This window comes from Streptomyces sp. 12E, from assembly GCF_055633275.1.
Window position 1 is genome coordinate 3,552,707 of sequence record NZ_JBVNCJ010000001.1, and the last position, 20,139, is coordinate 3,572,845.

The 20,139-nt window shown below is 71.8% G+C and carries 18 protein-coding genes; 12 read left to right on the top strand and 6 right to left on the bottom strand.

The window, feature by feature from the left end; all coding sequences use genetic code 11:
* Positions 1 to 7 precede the first annotated feature (7 nt).
* Positions 8 to 973: a DUF5926 family protein gene (locus ACZ8ZB_RS16555; RefSeq protein WP_470738476.1), complete on the top strand. Its 966-nt coding sequence runs from the start codon at positions 8 to 10 to the stop codon at positions 971 to 973.
* A 386-nt stretch (positions 974 to 1,359) separates the two neighbouring features.
* On the opposite strand, the gene ACZ8ZB_RS16560 is transcribed toward ACZ8ZB_RS16555, so the two are convergent.
* On the bottom strand, positions 1,360 to 2,025 hold the full coding sequence (locus ACZ8ZB_RS16560; protein ID WP_470738477.1) for a bifunctional DNA primase/polymerase: 666 nt from the start codon (positions 2,023 to 2,025) through the stop codon (positions 1,360 to 1,362).
* A gap of 504 nt (positions 2,026 to 2,529) precedes the next feature.
* Between ACZ8ZB_RS16560 and ACZ8ZB_RS16565 the strand changes: the two genes are divergently transcribed.
* Complete coding sequence (locus ACZ8ZB_RS16565; protein ID WP_470738478.1) at positions 2,530 to 4,044, top strand: PP2C family protein-serine/threonine phosphatase; 1,515 nt, start codon at positions 2,530 to 2,532, stop codon at positions 4,042 to 4,044.
* Between the two features lie 110 nt (positions 4,045 to 4,154).
* Positions 4,155 to 5,612: an aminopeptidase P family protein gene (locus ACZ8ZB_RS16570; RefSeq protein ID WP_470738479.1), complete on the top strand. Its 1,458-nt coding sequence runs from the start codon at positions 4,155 to 4,157 to the stop codon at positions 5,610 to 5,612.
* Between the two features lie 45 nt (positions 5,613 to 5,657).
* Here the strand turns inward: ACZ8ZB_RS16570 and ACZ8ZB_RS16575 are convergent, their stop codons facing one another.
* A complete protein-coding gene (locus ACZ8ZB_RS16575) occupies positions 5,658 to 6,122 on the bottom strand; it encodes an ATP-binding protein (protein WP_470738480.1) in 465 nt (154 codons plus the stop codon).
* Between the two features lie 220 nt (positions 6,123 to 6,342).
* On the opposite strand from ACZ8ZB_RS16575, the gene ACZ8ZB_RS16580 reads away from it, so the two are divergent.
* From ACZ8ZB_RS16580 to ACZ8ZB_RS16620, 9 genes are all read left to right on the top strand, one after another.
* The gene (locus tag ACZ8ZB_RS16580) at positions 6,343 to 7,140 is read left to right on the top strand and encodes a hypothetical protein (protein WP_470738481.1); all 798 of its coding nucleotides are present in this window, start codon (positions 6,343 to 6,345) and stop codon (positions 7,138 to 7,140) included.
* A gap of 179 nt (positions 7,141 to 7,319) precedes the next feature.
* The gene (locus tag ACZ8ZB_RS16585; RefSeq protein ID WP_470738482.1) at positions 7,320 to 8,075 is read left to right on the top strand and encodes a YcnI family copper-binding membrane protein; all 756 of its coding nucleotides are present in this window, start codon (positions 7,320 to 7,322) and stop codon (positions 8,073 to 8,075) included.
* Between the two features lie 91 nt (positions 8,076 to 8,166).
* Positions 8,167 to 8,823: an SCO family protein gene (locus ACZ8ZB_RS16590; RefSeq protein WP_470738483.1), complete on the top strand. Its 657-nt coding sequence runs from the start codon at positions 8,167 to 8,169 to the stop codon at positions 8,821 to 8,823.
* Complete coding sequence (locus ACZ8ZB_RS16595; RefSeq protein WP_470738484.1) at positions 8,820 to 9,269, top strand: copper chaperone PCu(A)C; 450 nt, start codon at positions 8,820 to 8,822, stop codon at positions 9,267 to 9,269. Before ACZ8ZB_RS16590 ends, ACZ8ZB_RS16595 begins: the two co-directional genes overlap by 4 nt.
* A gap of 13 nt (positions 9,270 to 9,282) precedes the next feature.
* Complete coding sequence (locus ACZ8ZB_RS16600) at positions 9,283 to 11,175, top strand: copper resistance CopC/CopD family protein (RefSeq protein ID WP_470738485.1); 1,893 nt, start codon at positions 9,283 to 9,285, stop codon at positions 11,173 to 11,175.
* Positions 11,176 to 11,181: 6 nt separating this feature from the next.
* Positions 11,182 to 12,468 (top strand): iron uptake transporter deferrochelatase/peroxidase subunit, encoded by a 1,287-nt coding sequence (efeB, locus tag ACZ8ZB_RS16605; protein ID WP_470738486.1) that lies wholly within the window; start codon positions 11,182 to 11,184, stop codon positions 12,466 to 12,468.
* Positions 12,469 to 12,539: 71 nt separating this feature from the next.
* Entirely contained in the window at positions 12,540 to 13,472 is a 933-nt protein-coding gene (pheA, locus tag ACZ8ZB_RS16610; RefSeq protein WP_470738487.1) for a prephenate dehydratase, read from the top strand.
* Between the two features lie 548 nt (positions 13,473 to 14,020).
* Positions 14,021 to 15,298: a serine--tRNA ligase gene (gene serS / locus ACZ8ZB_RS16615; RefSeq protein WP_470738488.1), complete on the top strand. Its 1,278-nt coding sequence runs from the start codon at positions 14,021 to 14,023 to the stop codon at positions 15,296 to 15,298.
* A complete protein-coding gene (locus ACZ8ZB_RS16620) occupies positions 15,295 to 16,110 on the top strand; it encodes an HAD family hydrolase (protein ID WP_470738489.1) in 816 nt (271 codons plus the stop codon). The genes serS and ACZ8ZB_RS16620 overlap by 4 nt, the downstream gene beginning before the upstream one ends.
* A gap of 395 nt (positions 16,111 to 16,505) precedes the next feature.
* Here ACZ8ZB_RS16620 and ACZ8ZB_RS16625 read toward each other — a convergent pair whose 3' ends face one another.
* Genes ACZ8ZB_RS16625 through ACZ8ZB_RS16640 form a run of 4 tightly spaced genes read right to left on the bottom strand, consistent with a single transcriptional unit; the run spans position 16,506 to position 20,022 of the window.
* Positions 16,506 to 17,225: an ABC transporter permease subunit gene (locus ACZ8ZB_RS16625; protein WP_085572975.1), complete on the bottom strand. Its 720-nt coding sequence runs from the start codon at positions 17,223 to 17,225 to the stop codon at positions 16,506 to 16,508.
* 10 nt (positions 17,226 to 17,235) lie between these two features.
* The gene (locus tag ACZ8ZB_RS16630; RefSeq protein WP_470738490.1) at positions 17,236 to 18,147 is read right to left on the bottom strand and encodes an ABC transporter ATP-binding protein; all 912 of its coding nucleotides are present in this window, start codon (positions 18,145 to 18,147) and stop codon (positions 17,236 to 17,238) included.
* Positions 18,144 to 19,058 carry an ABC transporter permease gene (locus ACZ8ZB_RS16635; protein WP_470738491.1) on the bottom strand — a complete coding sequence of 305 codons (915 nt, stop codon included), beginning with the start codon at positions 19,056 to 19,058 and terminating at the stop codon, positions 18,144 to 18,146. Before ACZ8ZB_RS16635 ends, ACZ8ZB_RS16630 begins: the two co-directional genes overlap by 4 nt.
* The gene (locus tag ACZ8ZB_RS16640; RefSeq protein WP_470741506.1) at positions 19,048 to 20,022 is read right to left on the bottom strand and encodes an ABC transporter ATP-binding protein; all 975 of its coding nucleotides are present in this window, start codon (positions 20,020 to 20,022) and stop codon (positions 19,048 to 19,050) included. The genes ACZ8ZB_RS16635 and ACZ8ZB_RS16640 overlap by 11 nt, the downstream gene beginning before the upstream one ends.
* Between the last annotated feature and the right edge of the window lie 117 nt (positions 20,023 to 20,139).

The window sequence follows — 20,139 nt, forward strand, 5'->3', positions numbered from 1 at the left end:
ACCCACGATGGCCAAGAAGCGACCCCAGACGAAGGCCAAGCGCCCGCAGCTCACGGACGGGCAGATCCCGGTCGTCGGCGCCCGCGAGCCCTGCCCGTGCGGCAGCGGCCGCCGGTACAAGGCCTGCCACGGCCGGGCCGCCGCGCACGCGGCGACCGAGCTGGTGCACCGCCCGTTCGAGGGGCTGCCGGGCGAGTGCGACTGGGTGGCGCTGCGCGAACTGGTGCCGGCCGCCACCGTCGAGCTGACACTCAAGGGCGGCCTGCCCGAGGGCGTCCCGTCGGTCACGCTGGCCACGGTCCTGCCGATGGCCTGGCCCGCCCTGCGCCGCGACGACGGCTCGGTCCTGCTCGGCCTGCAGAACGAGACCTCCTCCGGCGACATCAGCCGCGACCTCGCCGACACGCTGCAGCGCGCGCTCACCGCGGCCCCGGGCACGCCGGTGCAGGCCCGGCGGGCTCCCGCCGACGGCCCACGGCTGCAGGATCTGCTCGACCCCGAGGGTGCTTTCCAGCCGGTCGTGCACAGCGGGTTCGAGTTCTGGGTCCCGGACCCGGAGAACGCCACGCCGGACGTCACCGCCTCCCTGGAGCGGGCCAACGCCGCGGCCATCCCGACCGTCAAGCTGTCGGGCGCGGACGCCGCGTACTGGTGCGAGACGCCCGAGAAGAACCATCTGCGGTGGGTCATGCCGCACCCCGAGGAGCAGCTTCTGGACGCCCTCGCGCGGCTGCACGCGGCGGGGGGCTCCTCCCTCGGCGAGGGCACCCGTCTGGTGGGCTCCTTCCGCGCTCACGGGCTCACCGTGCCGGTCTGGGACCTGCCCAGCGGGGTCGGCGCCGAGGACGTGGAGAAGCCGGCGGCCGAGTTCGCCGAGCGGCTCGCCGCCGCGCTGGCCACGGACGCGCCGCTGACCGCCGACGAGCGCCGTGCGCGCGGTGGCCTGACGAACCGCCAGGTCACGCTGAGCTGAGGCGAGAGCGCGCACCCGGTCCCGCCGGCCGCACGGCCGGCGGGACCGCCCGGTCGCGCGCTCTCGGCCCGTGCGCAACTCCCGGTCCGGACAAGCCAATCGATGACCGGAAAAGCCGAGACCGAATTTGCGAACCGCCGATCTCTTGTTACCGTTCCAGTAGCCCGGTTGCTGGTGCATCCCCCGTCGCCAGCAACCGGGCCTTCGCGTGTCGGCCACCGTTCACGGAACGCGGTTGCCCGCCAACTGCAAGTGTTCGCTTGAGAGTTGGCCCCGAGTGACAGCATCCGCGGTCCCTCACGGCACCACCGGCGAGGCCTCGGGACACGTGGTCCTCCCGCCCGGGCGGAAGGACCACGCCCCGGCCGGGGCGCCGTGCGCGCCCGCTACACCTCGGGCGCGCTCACACCCGTACGGGTGAGGGCGTCGACCACGGCGTCCACCACCGCCTCGACACCGGGCACCCACGGCGAGGCCGAGCCGGGCAGCGGCGCGCGCTCCCAGCGGATCCCGCCCCGCGCGGTCTCGGACGGGGGCAGCGCGATGTAGCCGCCCTCACCGTGGAAGCGGAGGGAGCCGGGGACGAAGTCCTTGGCGTACAACAGCTCGCCCAGCTGCTCCATGGAGTAAGGCTTCACCAGGATCGACCAGCGGGCCGGCGAGGCGACGACCGGGCCGAGCCGCATGCCGCCGCGGTCGAGCGCGGCGAGGGCGCGGGCGGCCGGCAGAGCCGGCAGGGACACCGCGCAGGGAGCCTTTCCGCCGGTGGCGAGGATGATCGGCGCCGTCGGCCTGTTCCCCCACCACCAGCGCACCATGCGCGCGTCGGTGGTGGCGGCGAGGAGGCCGGGGTCGAACGGATGGGCGCCCGGCACCGTGCACTCGGGGTCGGGGCAGGCGCAGCGGGACCGGCCCTGCGGGTCCGCCGCCACGCCCGGGAGTACGGGCCACTGCCAGTCCGTGGCGAAGGTCAGGGCCGCGCCGGTCAGATCGGGCCCTCCGTCGCCGCGCCGGGACAGGAGCCTGCGTCGCCTTCCGAGGATCTCGCGCATGAGCGCTCGTTCCTTTCCGTTGCACGCCTGGCAACACCGTGGTCCAGATCACGTCATGTGTCGATCACTTCACTGTGCGTACCTATGGGCGCATCACACCCCCGCGCCAGGCAGGGGTAACCCCTATGGGCCGAGCATGGGCTGCCTCCACGGCCGCTCCACCCGTACCGCGTCTATCAGAAGTACAGGTGTGGCGTGGGGGTGGCGAAGTCTGGCGTTTGCCGTCGCGCGTGTTTCTCTCCGCCTCCGCCACGGGAGGATGGGGCACGGTCGTCGGTGGTTAAGACGCCCGGGTCCGTCGCCAGGTTCCCGAGCGGTTCTCCACCACCCCTGGCCTTCACCGGGTACGTACCCATCACGACCGTCGTGACGCTCCGTCGAGCAAGGCCAGTCGACCGCAATAAGCCTCCCCCTGAGGCAGTTTCAAGCCAACTCCACCTTTCGGCAAGGGGTCTGCAGGGAGTTCTCTTCAGCCCCACGGACACCAGGAATCCCAGCAGGACAATGCTGGACATCTCCTCACGAATACGTGTACATGTGGAGACACTGCCGGCGACGCAGAATGACATGGGGGTTTGCGATGCTTTTGAGCAGTACGTACCGGTCGGAAAGCCGGACACCATGAACGCTCCGCACCCTCCGAAAGTGGCCGGAATCGATTCAACGGTTCCCTCACCCGCACACACTGTCGCTTCCGTCACCGCGGGTACCTCCCCGGCTCCCCCGGCAAACCCCCACAGCGCGCCGGGCGCGCTGCTCCAGGGCCGGCTCGCCGGCTGGGTCTCCGACCTCACGACCCTCCACGAGCTCACCGAACGCCTGGCCCGCGCGAGCACGCTCGACGAGGCGCTCCGGGAACTGCTGCGCGCGGGAGCCGCCCTGGTGGGCGCACGGCGCGGTCTCGTCACCTTGGAACCCGCCGACGGTCTCGGCCCGGCCCCCACCATCGGTCTGGGACTGGCCCGGGCGGATCTCGGCCACATGGAGACGGTGCCGCGCGGCTCACTGCCGTACGGCAGGATCCTCGACGGACTGTCCGGCGCCGACGAGGGCGTCGCCGAACCCGACCTGTTCGCCGGGAAGGGACTCGACCCCCGGCACCGCGAGGTCGCCGCCCGCCTCGGCTACGCCGCCAGCTTCGCCCTCCCCCTCGCCACCGGGGCCGCCGGACGCCTGGGCGCCGCGGTGTGGCTCTACGACGAGCCGGCCGAGCCGTCGAAGCGGCAGCGCCACCTCGTGGGCCTGTACGCCCGGCACGCCGCCGAGCACCTGGCCCGGCTCCTCGAACTCGAGCGCACCCGCGCGTGCATGGCCACGATGGCCGAGGAGCTGCTGCCCTCCCGTCTCCCCCGGGTCGCCGGCGTCCAGCTCGCCGTGCGGCACCGCGCCTCCCCGCGCGGGGGCGGCGACTGGTACGACGCGCTGCCGCTCCCGGACGCCGCCCTCGGCCTCGCCGTCGGGTCCGTCACCGGGTCGGGGGCCGTCGCGGTCGCGGCGATGGGCCGGCTGCGGGCGTCGCTGCGCGCGTACGCCGTGATGGAGGGCGAGGATCCGGTCGCCGTCCTGTCCGACCTGGAGCTGCTGCTCCGGCTCACCGAGCCCGCCCGGTCGGCCACCGCCCTGTTCGGCTACTGCGAACCCGCGCTGCGCCGGATCACGCTGGCCGGTGCCGGGCACAGTCCGCCGCTGCTGCTCGGCGAGCGCCGCACCGAGTTCGTCGAGACGTCGGTCTCCGCCCCCCTGGGCATGCTCGCCTGCTGGGAGGCGCCGAGCGTGGAGGTCCAGGCGGAGCCGGGGGAGACGGTCCTGCTCTACACCGACGGACTGCTGCACCGCACCGGCGACCCGACCGACCGCGCCTTCGCGCGGCTGCACGCGGCGGCGGCCGGGGTGCCGAAGGCCTTGCGCCGCGACCCCGGCGCCGTCGCCGACCACGTGCTGCGCGCGGTGCTGCCCGAGGGCACGGGCACGGCGGGCTCCGAGGAGGACGTGGTACTGCTGGCGGCGCGGTTCGAGTAGCTCCCCGCGGCTCTCCCCGCCCCCTCCGCCACAGGCCCGCGCCCCGTTCGACCGTTTCCGCACGACCGTACGATGGGGAGTGGTCCAGTGCCGTATCGAGGAGGATGACCGTGGCCGAGGAGCTGCCGGAGACCCCGGAGACTGCCGAGGAAGAGCCCGTGAAGCAGCGCAAGAACGGCCTGTACCCGGGCGTGTCCGACGAGCTGGCCGAGAACATGCGGAACGGCTGGGCCGACACCGAGCTGCACGATCTGCGGCCGATCCCCCAGGCCGCGGAGACCGCCGCCCGCCGCGCCGCGCTCTCCGCCCGCTTCCCGGGTGAGCGCCTGGTCGTCCCCGCGGGCAACCTGAAGACGCGGTCGAACGACACGGAGTACTCCTTCCGCGCGTCGGTCGAGTACGCCTACCTCACCGGCAACCAGACCGAGGACGGCGTCCTCGTCCTGGAACCCACGGCCGACGGCCACAAGGAGACGATCTACCTCCTGCCCCGCTCCAACCGGGAGAACGGCGAGTTCTGGCTGGACGGCCAGGGCGAGCTGTGGGTCGGCCGCCGCCACTCCCTCGCCGAGGCCGAGCAGCTGTACGGCATCCCCGCCTCCGACGTCCGCGAGCTGGCCGGCGCGCTGCGCGAGGCCACCGGCCCGGTGCGGGTCGTGCGCGGCCACGACGCCGGGATCGAGGCGGCGCTGGCCGACAAGGTCACCGCCGAGCGCGACGAGGAGCTGCGCGTCTTCCTCTCCGAGGCGCGGCTGGTCAAGGACGACTTCGAGATCGGCGAGCTGCAGAAGGCCGTCGACTCCACCGTGCGCGGCTTCGAGGACGTCGTGAAGGTCCTCGACAAGGCCGAGGCGACCAGCGAGCGCTACATCGAGGGAACGTTCTTCCTGCGCGCCCGCGTGGAGGGCAACGACGTCGGTTACGGCTCCATCTGCGCCGCCGGACCGCACGCCTGCACGCTGCACTGGGTGCGCAACGACGGCCCGGTCCGCTCCGGCGACCTGCTGCTGCTCGACGCGGGCGTGGAGACGCACACGTACTACACGGCCGACGTCACGCGCACGCTGCCGGTCAACGGCACGTACAGCGAGCTGCAGAGGAAGATCTACGACGCCGTGTACGACGCCCAGGAGGCCGGCATCGCGGCGGTGAAGCCGGGCGCCAAGTACCGCGACTTCCACGACGCCGCCCAGCGCGTGCTGGCCGAGCGGCTCGTCGAGTGGGGCCTGGTCGAGGGCCCGGTGGAGCGGGTGCTGGAGCTGGGTCTGCAGCGCCGCTGGACGCTGCACGGCACCGGTCACATGCTCGGCATGGACGTCCACGACTGCGCCGCCGCGCGGACCGAGGCGTACGTGGACGGCACGCTGGAGCCCGGCATGGTGCTCACCGTCGAGCCGGGTCTGTACTTCCAGGCCGACGACCTCACCGTGCCCGAGGAGTACCGCGGCATCGGCGTCCGCATCGAGGACGACATCCTCGTCACCGCGGACGGCAACCGGAACCTGTCCGACGGGCTGCCCCGCCGGTCGGACGAGGTCGAGGCGTGGATGGCCGCCCTGAAGGGCTGACGCACGACACGGCGGCCGGGCACACGCGCGTGTGCCCGGCCGTCGCTACACCGCGACGAGCGGGGCGTTCTCACGCCACTTGAGGATCTTGTCGAAGCTCACCACCGCGCCGCCCCGTCCCGGCTTGTTGCCGACGTGGACGTGGTCGGCGAGCGCCTGGATGAGGCACAGCCCCCGCCCGTGCTCGGCGTCGAACGGCGCGGGGCGGGCCGGCGGACGGGAGCGGTTCCCGGTCGCGCCGGGGAAGCCGGGGCCCGCGTCGGTGACCTCGATACGGCACTTCTCGCCGTCGAGGTAGGCGGTCACCCGGAAGGCCTCCGAGGTGCCGCCCCGCGCGGTGTCCCCGCCGTGCTCGACCGCGTTCGCGCAGGCCTCGCTGAGGGCGACGGAGAGGTCGTAGGAGATGTCGGGGTCGACGCCCGCGGTCTCCATGGTGCCGAGCAACAGGCGCCGGGCGAGCGGCACGCTGGCGGCATCGCGCCGCAGATGGAGTGACCACCAGATGCTCATGCTCCAGCCTCCTGGCTGTGGCTCGACATACCGTTACCTATTGCCCTGAGTCCTCGCCCGTAAGCGTGGAGTTGACGTGACACCGCCCATATGGCGGGTGTGTCGCGGAGCCGACCGGTGTATGTGGGGCACTCCGCCACAGAAGCGATCTTCCGGTCGTACCTCATCTTGCGGACCTGCCGTACGGCCGTTGGCGGGCTGGTGCGATGATGAGCGCGCCATGACTGCCCCCCACCCGCGCACGGCGCGCTCCGGACGAGGGGTCCGGATCCTGCGGGCCGCGGTGTTCGCCGCGGTCTGCGTCGTGCTGGCCGGGGCAGGTCACGCGCTCGCCTCCCGCACCGCGGTACCGCTGTGGACGCTGGGCGCGGGCTTCCTCGGGGTCCTCGCGGTCGCCGCTCCGCTCGCCGGGCGCGCGCGGTCGCTGCCCGGGATCGCCCTGCTGCTGGTGTGCGGCCAGACGGCCCTGCACACGCTGTTCGGCCTGGGACAGCACGGCGCACCCGCCACGGGGTCGCCGTCCGCGCCCTCCGACGCCACGCTGGTCGAGCAGGCCGCACGGCTGCTGTGCGGAACCGCCGCGGCGGGGCTCAGCCCCGCGCAGGCCGAGCGCGTCCTGATCGAAGCACGCGTCCACCGCGCCGGGACCGCCACCCACGCGGAAGCCGCCGTGGACGCCCCGGCGTCCCTGCTGCCGTCACTGCCGATGCTGCTCGGCCACGTCCTCGCGGCGCTGGCCGCCGGATGGCTGCTGCGCCGCGGTGACCTGGCCCTGCTGCGCCTGACCGAGCTGTCGGCGCACGGTGTCGCCGAGGGAGCCCTCGTACGGTCCCTCCGCGCGGCGCTCGCCCTGGTGCGTGCCCTGCGCGCCGGGCTCCCGGGAGCACCGGAAGGGGCCCCGCGCATGGCGCGCACCGCGCTGCTCGCCCCGCTCCCGCCCCGTTCCGCCGGACTGCACCACACGGTGATCCGCCGGGGCCCGCCGGCCGCCGCCACCGCACTCGCTCTCGCCGCCTGACGCCAGGCGACCACCACTCCGGGTTCCCGGCCGCGGAGAGGGGCGCCGACGTGCGGCACGCGCGCGTGCGGCCGTTCCCGTGTGCGCCCGGCCGTCCGGCCCGAAAGGCCCGTCCGGCCGTACGCACGGCACCTCCCTCACCGTCAGTGAAACCCCAACCGAAGCGGAGTGCTTCTGCCATGAAGGCTTCCCGTATCGCCGCCGCCGGCGCCGTCGCCGGTGCCGCCGTCCTCGCCGTGTCCACCCCCTGTTTCGCCCACGTCAGCGTGCAGCCCGAGGGTGAGGCCGCGAAGGGCGGCTACGCGGTCGTCGGCTTCAAGGTCCCCAACGAGCGGGACAACGCCTCGACCACCAAGCTCGAGGTCACCTTCCCCACGGACCACCCGCTGGCGTCCGTGATGCCGCAGCCGGTCGAGGGCTGGGACGTCGAGGTCACCAAGTCCAAGCTGGACAAGCCGCTCGAGATGCACGGCGAGAAGATCAACGAGGCGGTCTCCAAGGTGACCTGGACCGCCAAGGGCGACGGCATCGAGCCCGGCTTCTTCCAGAAGTTCCCGGTGTCCGTCGGCACGCTCCCCGAGGACGCCGACGAACTCGTCTTCAAGGCCCTGCAGACGTACTCCAACAAGGAGGTCGTCCGCTGGATCGAGGTGCCGCAGGAGGGCCAGGAGGAGCCCGACCACCCGGCTCCCGTCCTCGCCCTGTCCGAGGCCTCCGAGGACGGCCACTCGCACGGTGCCGCGGCCGACGACGAGACCTCCGACGACACCGCGGCGGCCGGGAACGCCTCTGCCGAGACCTCCGCCTCCGACGACGAGGGCGACTCCGGCGGCACCGACACCACCGCCCGCGTCCTGGGCGTCGTCGGCATCGTGGTCGGCGCCGCGGGCGTCGCCTACGGCGTACTCGCCGGGCGTCGGCGCACCACCGCCTGACCCCTCCCCCTTCTCGACGGCGCGCACCGGGCCGCCCACGGCCCCGTGGCCTCCCGGTGCGCGCCGGAGCACTCACCTCTCAGGACCATTCATGCGCAAGAACACCTTCACGGCCGCGGCCCTGCTCGCCGTCGCCTCCCTCACCGTGTCCGCCTGCGGCAGCGGGTCCGGCGACAGCGGTGAACCCCTCGCCGTGGTCTCCGAGGAGGCCGGCGCCCGGAAGGCGGCCACCGTCCTCGACAACCCGTTCCAGAAGCCGGACCTCGTCCTCACCGACACGAAGGGCGAGAAGTACGACCTCCGTGAGGAGACCGCGGGCAAGCCGACCCTGATCTACTTCGGCTACACGCACTGCCCCGACGTCTGCCCGCTGACGATGAACAACCTCGCCGTGGCCAAGAAGCAGCTGCCCCGGGACCAGCAGGACGAGCTGCGGATCGTTTTCGTCACCACCGATCCGGAACGTGACACCTCCGCCGCGCTGAGCACCTGGCTCAAGGGCATCGACTCCCAGGTCGTCGGCCTGACCGGCGACTTCGACACCATCCAGGCCGGCGCCCGCACCCTCGGCATCTCGATCGACCCGCCGCGCAAGGACGACAACGGCAAGACCGTCTCCGACCACGGCACCCAGGTCATCGCCTTCTCGCCGAAGACCGACGGCGGTTACGTCCTCTACGGCGAGGACGCCACCGTCGAGGACTACACCAAGGACCTCCCCAAGATCATCAAGGGTGAGAACCCGTGAGGCGCCCGGCAACCGCTGCCCTGATCGTCGCCGGGGCGCTGGCCCTGGCGGGCTGCGGCGGCTCGGACGACGGCACGGCGGACCTGTCCGTCGGCTCTGCGTACATGCCGCAGCCGGTCTCCGACATGGCCGCCGGCTTCCTCACCATCACCAACGAGGGCGACTCCGCGGACCGGCTGACCTCGGTCAGCAGCGACGTCGCCGGCCAGGTCACCGTGCACGAGACCGTCGACGGAGCCATGCGGGAGGTCGAAGCCCTCGACATCCCGGCCCACGGCAGCCTGGTGCTCGAGAGCGGCGGCAACCACCTGATGTTCGAACAGCTGAAGCGGAAGCCGAAGCGGGGCCAGACGGTCACCGTCGAGCTGCGCTTCGACCGGTCCGACCCCGTCACGGTCGAGATCCCGGTGAAGCCGGCCACCTACACCCCGAAGACCGGACACTGAGGGAGACACCCCTGTGACCCAGACCATCGCCCCCCGCGTGCGGACCCTGGTGCTGCTGCTCCTGGCCGTCACCGGCGCGCTCCTGGCCGGAGCCGCTCCCGCCTCCGCGCACGCCGCGCTGACCGGCAGCGACCCCGGCCAGGGGGCGGTGGTCGACACGGCGCCCGCCCAGGTCTCGCTCACCTTCTCCGAGCAGATCGCGGTGAGCGACGACGCCGTGCGCGTCCTCGACCCCAAGGGCGAGCGGGTCGACAAGGGCGACCCGGCCAACCCCAGCGGCACGACGTACACCGTGCGGCTGCTCAGCGGGCTGCCCGACGGCACGTACACCGTGGCCTACCAGGTGGTGTCCGCGGACAGCCACCCCGTCGCCGGTGCCTTCACCTTCTCCATCGGCGCACCCTCCGAGACCTCCGTCTCGGTCTCCGCACAGGCCTCCGACGACGGTCTGATCGGCTGGCTGTACGGCTTCGGCCGCTATGTGTCGTACGCCGGCTTCGCAGTCATGGCCGGCGGGGCCGCCTTCGTGCTCGCCTGCTGGGGACGCGGTTCCGGCGTGCGGGTGGTGCAGCGGCTGGTCGTCTCCGGCTGGCTGACGCTCACCGCGGCCACGCTCACGCTGCTGCTCCTGCGCGGCTCCTACACCACCTCCGGCGCGGTCGGCGACGTCTTCGACCTGTCGCTGCTCGGGGACGTGCTCCAGACGAAGACCGGCGCGGCACTGGTGTCCCGGCTGCTGCTGCTCGCCGCGGCGGCCCTGTTCATCGCGGTGCTGTTCGGCGCCCATGACAAGCGGGAAACCGAGGAGAAACGGGACCTGACCCTCGGGCTCGCGATCGGCGGGACGGTCGTGGCGGCCGGGCTCGCCGCCAGCTGGGCCATGTCCGAGCACGCCTCCCAGGGGCTCCAGACCGGCATCGCCATGCCCGTCGACGTGATCCACCTGCTGGCCGTCGCCGCCTGGCTCGGCGGACTCACCACGCTGCTCGTCGCCCTCTACCGGGCGCCCGCCGACACCCCGGTCGACCAGGACGCCGTCCAGCGGTTCTCCCGGCTCGCCTTCGGCAGCGTGGTGGTGCTGGTCGTCACCGGCGTCTACCAGAGCTGGCGGCAGCTCGGCTCCTGGTCGGCGTTGACCGACACCCGGTACGGGCAGCTGCTGCTCGCCAAGATCGGTCTCGTGGTGGTGCTGGTCGCGATCGCCTCCCTCTCACGGCGCTGGACGGCCCGGCTGGCCGAGGCACCGGCCCCGGCGGCGCGCGAGGAGGAGAAGCAGCCGGCGGCGGGCGGAGCCGCGGAGACCCAAAAGGGCGACGACGCCCGGGCCGCCCAGCTCGCCCGGCAGCGGATCGCGATGGAGAACGCCCGGCGGAAGCGGCTGCGCGACGCCGACCCCAACCGCTTCGGCCTGCGCCGCTCCGTGCTCGCCGAGGCGGGCGTCGCCGTCGTCCTGCTCGCCGTCACCACCGTGCTGACGCAGACCGAACCGGGCCGTACCGAGCAGGAGGCCGAAGCGGCCGCCTCCGCCTCGGCCTCGTCGTCCGCCTCGACCGGTCAGGGCACCGGAGCGGTGACGCTGAACATGCCCTTCGACACCGGCGGCGAGAACGGCAAGGGCGTCGTCACGGTCGACATCGACCCCGCCCGGACCGGCGACAACACCCTGCACGTCTATGCGGAGGGCCCCGACGGCCAGGCCGTCGACCTCCCCGAGGTGAAGGTCGCCCTCACCCTCTCCGCCAAGGACATCGGGCCGCTGCCCGTCGTCCCCGACCGCGTCACCACCGGGCACTGGTCGGCGAGCGGAGTGCAGATCCCCATGACGGGCGACTGGAAGATCGAGGTGACCGTGCGGACCTCCGACATCGACCAGGTGACCGTCTCGAAGAACGCGAAGATCGGCTGAACCACCATGCCTGACCAGTCCATCCCACAGCTCCGGATCCCCGAGGCACCCCAGGCGGAGCCCGGGGACCGGACCGCGGGGAACGGCATCTCCCGACGCCGGCTGCTCGGCACGGCCGGCGCCACCGGGCTCGTTCTCGGGGCGGCGGGCGGGGCCGCGGGATACGCGTCGGCGCCCGCCGCAGCCACCCCGCTGACGTCGGTGGGCGACAGCCGCGTCGAGTTTCACGTGAAACATCAGCCCGGCATCACCCAGCCGCTCCAGGCCCGCGGCCACCTCATCGCCTTCGACCTCGCCCCCGGAGCCGGACGCAGGGAGGCGACCGCACTGCTGCGCCGCTGGTCGGACACCGCACGCCGGCTGATGGCGGGCGAGCCCAGCGCGCGGGACGACACCGGCGTGGCCCGCGACGCCGGCCCCTCCTCGCTGACCCTCACCTTCGGCTTCGGCCACAGCTTCTTCGGGCGCACCGGTCTGGAGAAGCAGCGCCCCGTCGCCCTGGACCCGCTGCCCGACTTCTCCTCCGACCACCTCGACAAGGCCCGCAGCAACGGCGACCTGTGGGTGCAGATCGGCGCCGACGACGCCCTCGTGGCCTTCCACGCCCTGCGCGCCGTCCAGAAGGACGCGGGCTCGGCGGCCAGGGTGCGCTGGCAGATGAACGGCTTCAACCGCTCCCCCGGCGCCACCGCCCACCCCATGACCGCCCGCAACCTGATGGGCCAGGTCGACGGCACCCGCAACCCCAAGCCCGCCGATCCCGACTTCGACGAACGGATCTTCGTCCCCGGCCAGGGCGAGCCCGCCTGGATGGCGAACGGCTCCTACGTCGTCGTACGCCGTATCCGCATGCTGCTCGACGACTGGGAGAAACTGCCGGTCGAGGAGCAGGAGAGCGTCATCGGACGCCGCAAGTCCGACGGGGCACCGCTGTCCGGGGGCACCGAGACCTCCGAGATGGACCTGGAGAAGACGGATTCCCGGGGCAACCTGATCGTCCCGATCAACGCCCACGCGAGGATCACCCGCCCCGACCAGAACGGCGGCGCCGCCATGCTCCGCCGCCCGTTCTCGTACCACGACGGCATCGACGCGGACGGGGTGCCGGACGCGGGGCTGCTGTTCATCTGCTGGCAGGCCGATCCGCTGCGCGGCTTCGTGCCGGTGCAGCGCAAGCTCGACCGGGGTGACGCCCTGACGCCGTTCGTCCGCCACGAGGCGAGCGGGCTGTTCGCGGTGCCGGGCGGCGCGGCGGAGGGGGAGTATGTGGGGCAGCGGCTGCTGGAGGGATGAGAACCGTCCCGCTTCACCCCTGCGTGCTCTCGCGGGACCGCCGTCGGCCGGGGGCCCATTAGGGTGAGGTCATGCCAGCGAGCTATGCGTATCTCGGCCCAGAGGGCACCTTCACCGAAGTCGCCCTGCGCACGCTTCCCGAGGCGGCCACCCGCGAGCTGATCCCGTACGTGTCCGTGCAGTCCGCACTCGACGCGGTGCGCACCGGCGAGGCCGAGGCCGCCTTCGTCCCCATCGAGAACTCCGTCGAGGGCGGTATCACCACCACCCTCGACGAACTGGTCGCGGGCACCCCGCTGATGATCTACCGCGAGGTGCTGCTGTCGATCACCTTCGCGTTGCTCGTGCGCCCGGGCACCAAGCTGTCGGACATCAAGACGGTCACCGCCCACCCGGCCGCCCAGCCGCAGGTCCGCAACTGGCTGAAGACACATCTCCCGGACGCCGTCTGGGAGTCGGCCGCCTCCAACGCGGACGGTGCGCGACTGGTCCAGGAGGGCCGGTACGACGCCGCCTTCGCCGGCGAGTTCGCCGCCGCCCGGTACGGCCTGGAGGCCCTGGAGACGGAGATCCACGACGCGGAGAACGCCCAGACCCGGTTCGTGCTGGTGGGTCGCCCCGCCCGGCCCGCCGCACCCACGGGCGCCGACAAGACGTCCGTCGTGCTGTGGCAGCGCGACGACCACCCCGGCGGTCTGCGCGACCTGCTGGGCGAGTTCGCCACCCGTGGCATCAACCTGATGCTGCTCCAGTCCCGGCCGACCGGTGCCGGGATCGGCAACTACTGCTTCTGCGTCGACGCCGAGGGCCACATCTCGGACCGCCGGATGTCCGAGGCGCTGATGGGGCTCAAGCGGATCTGTCTGCAGGTGCGCTACCTCGGTTCGTACCCGCGTGCCGACGTACGGCCCGACGAGGTGCGTCCGCCGTTCCCCGGGACGTCGGACGAGGAGTTCACGGGGGCGGCGGACTGGGTCGCGCGGTGCCAGGACGGGCGGTTCTGACGGGTCCGGAGAAGACGGGCCCGGTCCTACCTGCTGATTTTCGTTGTCCACAGGAGTTATCCACAGGCCCTCTTCCTCATCTGGGGACGAGTCGACACCGAAGCTGTATCCGGTCGACACATCTCTCCACAGGGCATGACTCCGTTCACCGCCCCGCGCGCCGCGCTTTGTCCACCCTTTTCCCTCGGTCAACTCTTCAGGGTGATCTTTTTCCACCCGAAAGTGGGGATGAAAGGATTTTGTCCTGGGGATCTTCGGCTTTGATCAAACGTTCCGGAGCACCTCATTCCGAAGTCCACAGATCTTCCCCACACCCTGTGGATAACCTCCCGGGAGCGTGGATACCTGTGGACAACCGAAGCCCAAATTCCCTGCCGAGCAAGGAACTCCGGTCAACCGACGGCCCTCGAACTGACCCGTTCCAGGGGAAGCGCACTATTTGTTGACCTTGAGGGGCGTTTTACGCAATTCCCCCATAACGGAACGGGTGCCGCCGCGCCGCAATAGTGGGTCGTGGGGCGTCACCCCGCACCGGTAGCCTTGACCGCGTGATTGACCTTCGCCTGCTTCGTGAGGACCCCGACCGTGTGCGTGCTTCGCAGCGCGCCCGTGGAGAGGACGTCGCGCTCGTCGACGCCCTCCTGTCTGCCGACGAGCGGCGCAGGTCGTCCGGCGTCCGCTTCGACGAGCTGCGCGCCGAGCAGAAGTCGCTCGGCAAGCTCATCCCCAAAGCGGCCGGCGACGAGAAGGCCGAGCTGCTGAGGAAGGCCGAACAGCTCAAGGCCGACGTCAAGGCGGCCGACGCCGACCGTGACGCCGCCGCCGGCGAGACCCAGGAGCTGCTGCTCAGGCTGAGCAACCTCGTCCACCCCGACGTGCCCGTCGGCGGCGAGGAGGACTTCGTCACGCTGGAGACGCACGGCAGCATCCGCGACTTCGACGCCGAGGGCTTCGCGCCCAAGGACCACCTGGAGCTCGGCCAGCTCCTCGGCGCCATCGACGTCGAGCGCGGCGCCAAGGTCTCGGGCTCCCGCTTCTACTTCCTGACCGGCGTCGGCGCGCTGCTCGAGCTCGCCCTGGTGAACGCCGCGATGGCCCAGGCCACGGCCGCCGGCTTCACCCCGATGCTGACCCCCGCGCTGGTGCGCCCCCAGTCGATGGCGGGCACCGGATTCCTCGGCCAGGCGGCCCAGGACGTCTACCACCTGGACAAGGACGACCTCTACCTGGTCGGCACGTCCGAGGTGGCGCTGGCCGCGTACCACATGGACGAGATCCTCGACGCCGACCGGCTGCCGCTGCGGTACGCGGGCTTCTCGCCCTGCTTCCGCCGCGAGGCCGGCTCGCACGGCAAGGACACCCGGGGCATCTTCCGCGTGCACCAGTTCGACAAGGTCGAGATGTTCTCGTACGTCGCCCCGGAGGAGTCCCAGGCGGAGCACCAGCGGCTGCTGGAGTGGGAGAAGCAGTGGCTGACCTCGCTGGAGCTGCCGTTCCGCGTGATCGACGTCGCCTCGGGCGACCTGGGTTCCTCGGCCGCGCGCAAGTACGACTGCGAGGCGTGGATCCCGACCCAGGGCAAGTACCGCGAGCTGACCTCGACCTCGGACTGCACCGAGTTCCAGTCGCGCAGGCTGTCGATCCGCGTCCGTGAGGACAAGAAAGTGCGCCCGCTGGCCACGCTCAACGGCACGCTGTGCGCCGTACCGCGCACGATCGTGGCGATCCTGGAGAACCACCAGCAGGCCGACGGCTCCGTGCGCGTGCCGGAGGTGCTGCGTCCGTACCTGGGCGGCCGGGAGATCCTGGAGCCGGTCACCAAGTGAGCACCACTCCCGCGTCCTTCCCGTACCGGCTCATCGCCACCGACCTCGACGGCACGCTGCTGCGGGACGACCACTCGATCTCCCGCCGCACCCGTGACGCGCTCGCCGCGGCCACCGCGGCGGGCGCCGCGCACATCGTCGTCACCGGCCGCGCGGTGCCCTGGACCCGCCCCATACTCGACGACCTCGGCTACGAGGGCCTCGCCGTCTGCGGCCAGGGCGCCCAGGTGTACGACGCCGGGGCGCACCGCCTGCTGACGTCGGTGACCCTGGACCGGCAGCTGGCCGGAGTGGCGCTGGCCAAGATCGAGGCGGAGGTCGGTCCGCTGCACCTGGCGGCGAGCCGTGACGGGCTGGACGGCGAGGTGCTGGTCGGTCCCGGTTACGAGGTCGTGGGCGGGCTGCCCGCGACGCCGTTCACGGACGCGTCGGACCTGTGGACGGCGCCCCTGAACAAGCTGTACATCCAGCACCCGGACCTGACCTCGGACGAGCTCGCCGACGCGGCCACCCGCACGGCGGGCGGGTTCGTCACCGTCACCATGGCGGGCGAGGGCATCGTCGAACTGCTCCCGCTCGGCCTGTCCAAGGCCACGGGGCTGTCCCTGGCGGCGCGCCGGCTGGGCGTGAAGGCCGCGGAGACGATCGCCTTCGGCGACATGCCCAACGACATCCCGATGTTCGCCTGGTCCGCCCACAGTGTGGCCATGGCCAACGCCCATGAGGACCTGAAGGCGGTCGCCGACGAGGTGACGACCTCCAACGAGGACGACGGCATCGCGGCGGTCCTGGAACGCCTGTCGTCGTCGTAAGCACGGGTGATCGTGGCTTCCCCGTGCCTCACGGGCCTGGAAGGCACCCTCCGCTCATGGGGGTCCCCCTGCTCGAGCGGAGCCGGGAGTGGGGGAGGGCGGGCGCGCCGGCACCTCGCCGCGCCGGGTCGCGCGACCCCGCCCGCCCCGCCGCGGCGAAGCAGGGAGGGGCGGCCCACGCGACAGCGAATGTGCGCGTGCTCGAAGCGGCCGCCCCGGGCAGCTCCCCGCAGGAGCGGACCCGGCGAAGCGGCGGGAACCGCTCCGGAGTCCGCCGCGGGCTGCCCCGTCCCGGTGTGGTGGACGACATCACTGTGCCCGCCGGACGAGTCGGGCGCCACCGAATAAAACCGGCAGACGATGCCACCCGACCCCTCGCCCGGCGGGCGGACGTCTCACTCCTCGCCGGCCAGCGTCAGCGACCGCAGCTTCTGTCCGGCGTACCAGGTGGCCAGCACGGTGACGGCGGCCAGCAGCACCGTCGCGGTCGTCAGGCCCACGTCCGAGGTGACCAGATCACCGCCGGAGACCTTCTGCGCCACCGCCAGCGACCACTGCTGGACGCTCAGCGTGCGCGCGCCGGGCACCAGGGAGCCGAACAGCGCCTCCCAGACCAGCGCGTAGACCAGTCCGAACACCACCGCGTGCCGTGAGACCGTGCCGAGCAGCAGGAAGAGCGCCGAGTACGCGATGGAGGCGACCAGCGCGGCCACGGTGTAGGCGACGGCGACCTGCTGGCCGTTGCCGTTCAGGACGAAGCCGGCGATCAGGGTCGGCACCGCCGAGAACACCATGGTGACGGCGATCGCGACGATCAGCTTGGTGTAGATGATCGTGGGCCGCTTGATCGGCTTGGACAGCAGGTACACCACCGAGCCGTCGTCGATCTCGGGACCGATGGCCCCGGTTCCGGCGATGACGCCGATGATCGGCACCATGGTGGCGAGCGCGAACCCGCCGAGGACGTCGGCCGCCGTCTGGTCGTCGGCTCCGCTGAGGGCGCGCACGGCCACGGAGATCACGATCAGCAGCAGGGGCAGCGCGCCCAGGATGAGGGCTCGGCGACGGCCGAGCAGGGCCCGGTAGGTGAGCCGGGCGACTGTGGGGTCGTACATCTTCGGCCTCCTACGCCGCGACGAGATACGAGAAGACGGACTCGAGGGACTCGTCGGACGGCGAGACCGTGAGCAGCCGGATGCCGTGCTCCTTGGCGACCTTCGGCAGCAGGGCCGTGAAACGGCCGAAGTCGACGGCCTGGATGCGCAGCGCGCCCTCGGCGTGGTCGACCTCGATGCCGGACGTCGACGGGTCGGCGATCAGCGCGGCCGCGAGCGCGCGGTCGTCGCTGGAGCGCACCAGGTAGCGGTGCGGGCGGTCCGTCATCAGGCGGCGGATCCTGCGGAAGTCGCCGCTGGCCGCGTGCCGGCCGGCGACGACGACCTCGATGTGCCGGGCGAGCTGCTCGACCTCTTCGAGGATGTGGGAGGAGAACAGCACGGTGCGGCCCTCGTCGCCCATCCGCCGCAGCAGGTCCATCAGCTGCATGCGCTGGCGCGGGTCCATGCCGTTGAAGGGCTCGTCGAGCAGGAGCAGAGACGGCTGGTGGACCAGCGCGGACGCCATCTTCACGCGCTGGCGCATGCCCTTGGAGTACGTGGCGATCTTACGGTCCTGCGCGTACTCCATCTCGACAGTGGCGAGCGCCTGCTGGGCGGCCTTGGCGCCCAGGCCGTGGAGTTCGGCGTTGGCGAGGACGAATTCGCGGCCGGTGAGGAAGTCGTACATCGCCTCGCGCTCGGGGACGATGCCGATGTGCTTGTAGATGGCCTCGTTGCGCCACACCTGCTGTCCGTCGAGGGTGACGGTGCCGGTGGAGGGGGCGAGGAAGCCGCCCATCATGTTGATGAGGGTGGACTTCCCGGCGCCGTTGGGGCCGAGCAGGCCGGTGACGCCGGGGCCGATGGTCATGGTGATGTCGTTGACGGCGACCACGTTGCCGAACCAGCGGGAGACGTGGTCGATGCTGAGCGTGGTCACAGGCCCACCTTCTTGTAGCGGCGCACCAGGAGGCCGTAGCTGGCGGCGATCAGGCCGAGGGTGAACAGGACGTAGACGACGCCCTCGGCGTCGGTCGGGCCCACCCCGCCCGGGAAGGCGGAGGTCGCGCCCAGGAAGGCGGACTGGACACCGTCGATGAGGGTGATCGGCGAGAACAGGCCGATCCAGGCGACGCCGTCGCCGCTGTTCTGGACCTCCGCGATCGCCTGGAGGGTGGAGACCGCGCCGTAGGAGATGGTCAGTACGGCGATGACGGCCGCGATGCCGAAGCCGCGGCGCGGGGTGACCGAGGCGATGACCAGGCCGATGCCGGCGAAGAGCAGCGAGAGCAGTGCCACGGAGACGAGTCCCTGCGCGAATCCCTTGGTCTGGTCGGTGAAGTCGAGCTTGGCCAGCAGCGCGCCGATGTACAGCACCAGCAGGGGGGCGGCGGTGAGGATGAACAGGGCCGACGCCAGCGCGGCGAACTTGGCGCGTACGTAGTCGGCGGTCTCGATGGGCCGCGAGAAGTACAGCGGTACGGTCTTGAAGCGCAGGTCGCGGGAGACGGACTGGGGTGCCTGCGAGGCGACGTACAGGCTGATGACGGCTTGCATGACGATCGCGTAGCGCGTGTAGTCGAGGGGCAGTTCCTTGGCCTTGGTGGCGACGGCGACGGCCACCATGATGGCGGCGGGCACGCACATCACCACGAACAGCAGCATCGGCAGCACCTTGGACTTCACCGAGCGGCCGAGGCCGTAGGAGCCGCGCAGGGACTGCGAGTACAGCGAGAGCCTGGCGTAGGAGCGGCCGAGGCGGGGGCCGTCGTAGGAGCGGTAGCCGATGTTGTGGATGCGGGTGTCGCCCGGCGCGGTGGCCGGTGTCCGCATGGACTGCTCAGTTGCCATGGCCGACCGCCTCCTTCCGCTGCTCGTCGCTGCTCGCGTCGTCGTTCTTGAAGACCTCGGAGATGTGGTGCCGGCGCTGTTCCATGCGGACCAGGCCGAGGCCGAGGTCCGCGATGACGTCCCGGACCAGGTCGTAGGTGTCCTCGCCCTGTGCGGTGAGCAGCAGGGTGTGTCCGGCGCCCGGCAGTCCGCCGCCGTCCTCGACGGTCACTCCGCGCGCGTGGAGCGCGTCGCGCACCGCGCGGGTGCCGTCCGGGTGCTCGTCGGTGTCGGTGACCTCGATCGCGAGGGTCGTGGTGTTCTGGGTGAAGTCCGTGGTGGAGCTGGAGCGCAGCAGCTTGCCGCCGTCGACGACGACGACGTGGTCGCAGGTGCGTTCCAGTTCGCCCAGCAGGTGGGAGGTGACCAGGACCGAGATGCCGAAGTCGGTGTGGATGCGGCGGATCAGGCCGAGCATCTCGTCGCGGCCGACCGGGTCGAGGCCGTTGGTGGGTTCGTCCAGGAAGACCAGCTGGGGGTCGTGGACGAGGGCCTGCGCGAGCTTCACGCGCTGCTTCATGCCGGTGGAGTAGCCGCCGATGGGGCGGTAGCGCTCCTCGTACAGGCCGACGTGGCGCAGGGTGTCCGCGGTGCGTTCGCGTGCGGCGGTGGGCGGCAGGCCGGACATGCGCGCCATGTGGACGACGAACTCGGTGGCCGAGACGTCCGGCGGCAGGCAGTCGTGCTCCGGCATGTAGCCGACCCGTTCGCGGATGGCGGCGCCCTCGGTGGCGACGTCGAGTCCGAGCACTTCGGCGCGGCCCTCGGTGGCGGGGGACAGACCCAGCAGGATCTTGATCAGTGTGGACTTGCCGGCTCCATTGGCTCCGACGAGTCCGGTCACACCGGGCCCGACGTCCACGGAGAGCCGGTCAAGAGCGGTCACCCGGGGGAACCGCTTGCTCAGGCTTTCGGTCGCGATCACAGTCACGTCCTCGACGGTAGTGACCCGTACCACCGCGGTCGTCAGCCCGGAGAGCCGTCTTGGTGTCCGTCTGGAGTTGTACGGACCCGTAGGGGCATCTCCTTCTCCGGAGTCATC

What these genes read in the sequence shown, in the direction of transcription:
- ACZ8ZB_RS16555 (WP_470738476.1), top strand. Translation starts at nt 8, where the DNA reads ATGGCCAAGAAGCGACCCCAGACGAAGGCCAAGCGCCCGCAGCTCACG.
- ACZ8ZB_RS16580 (WP_470738481.1), top strand. Translation starts at nt 6,343, where the DNA reads ATGACTGCCCCCCACCCGCGCACGGCGCGCTCCGGACGAGGGGTCCGG.
- ACZ8ZB_RS16585 (WP_470738482.1), top strand. Translation starts at nt 7,320, where the DNA reads ATGAAGGCTTCCCGTATCGCCGCCGCCGGCGCCGTCGCCGGTGCCGCC.
- ACZ8ZB_RS16560 (WP_470738477.1), bottom strand. Translation starts at nt 2,025, where the DNA reads ATGCGCGAGATCCTCGGAAGGCGACGCAGGCTCCTGTCCCGGCGCGGC.
- ACZ8ZB_RS16590 (WP_470738483.1), top strand. Translation starts at nt 8,167, where the DNA reads ATGCGCAAGAACACCTTCACGGCCGCGGCCCTGCTCGCCGTCGCCTCC.
- ACZ8ZB_RS16625 (WP_085572975.1), bottom strand. Translation starts at nt 17,225, where the DNA reads ATGTACGACCCCACAGTCGCCCGGCTCACCTACCGGGCCCTGCTCGGC.
- ACZ8ZB_RS16565 (WP_470738478.1), top strand. Translation starts at nt 2,530, where the DNA reads ATGCTGGACATCTCCTCACGAATACGTGTACATGTGGAGACACTGCCG.
- pheA (WP_470738487.1), top strand. Translation starts at nt 12,540, where the DNA reads ATGCCAGCGAGCTATGCGTATCTCGGCCCAGAGGGCACCTTCACCGAA.
- efeB (WP_470738486.1), top strand. Translation starts at nt 11,182, where the DNA reads ATGCCTGACCAGTCCATCCCACAGCTCCGGATCCCCGAGGCACCCCAG.
- ACZ8ZB_RS16635 (WP_470738491.1), bottom strand. Translation starts at nt 19,058, where the DNA reads ATGGCAACTGAGCAGTCCATGCGGACACCGGCCACCGCGCCGGGCGAC.
- ACZ8ZB_RS16575 (WP_470738480.1), bottom strand. Translation starts at nt 6,122, where the DNA reads ATGAGCATCTGGTGGTCACTCCATCTGCGGCGCGATGCCGCCAGCGTG.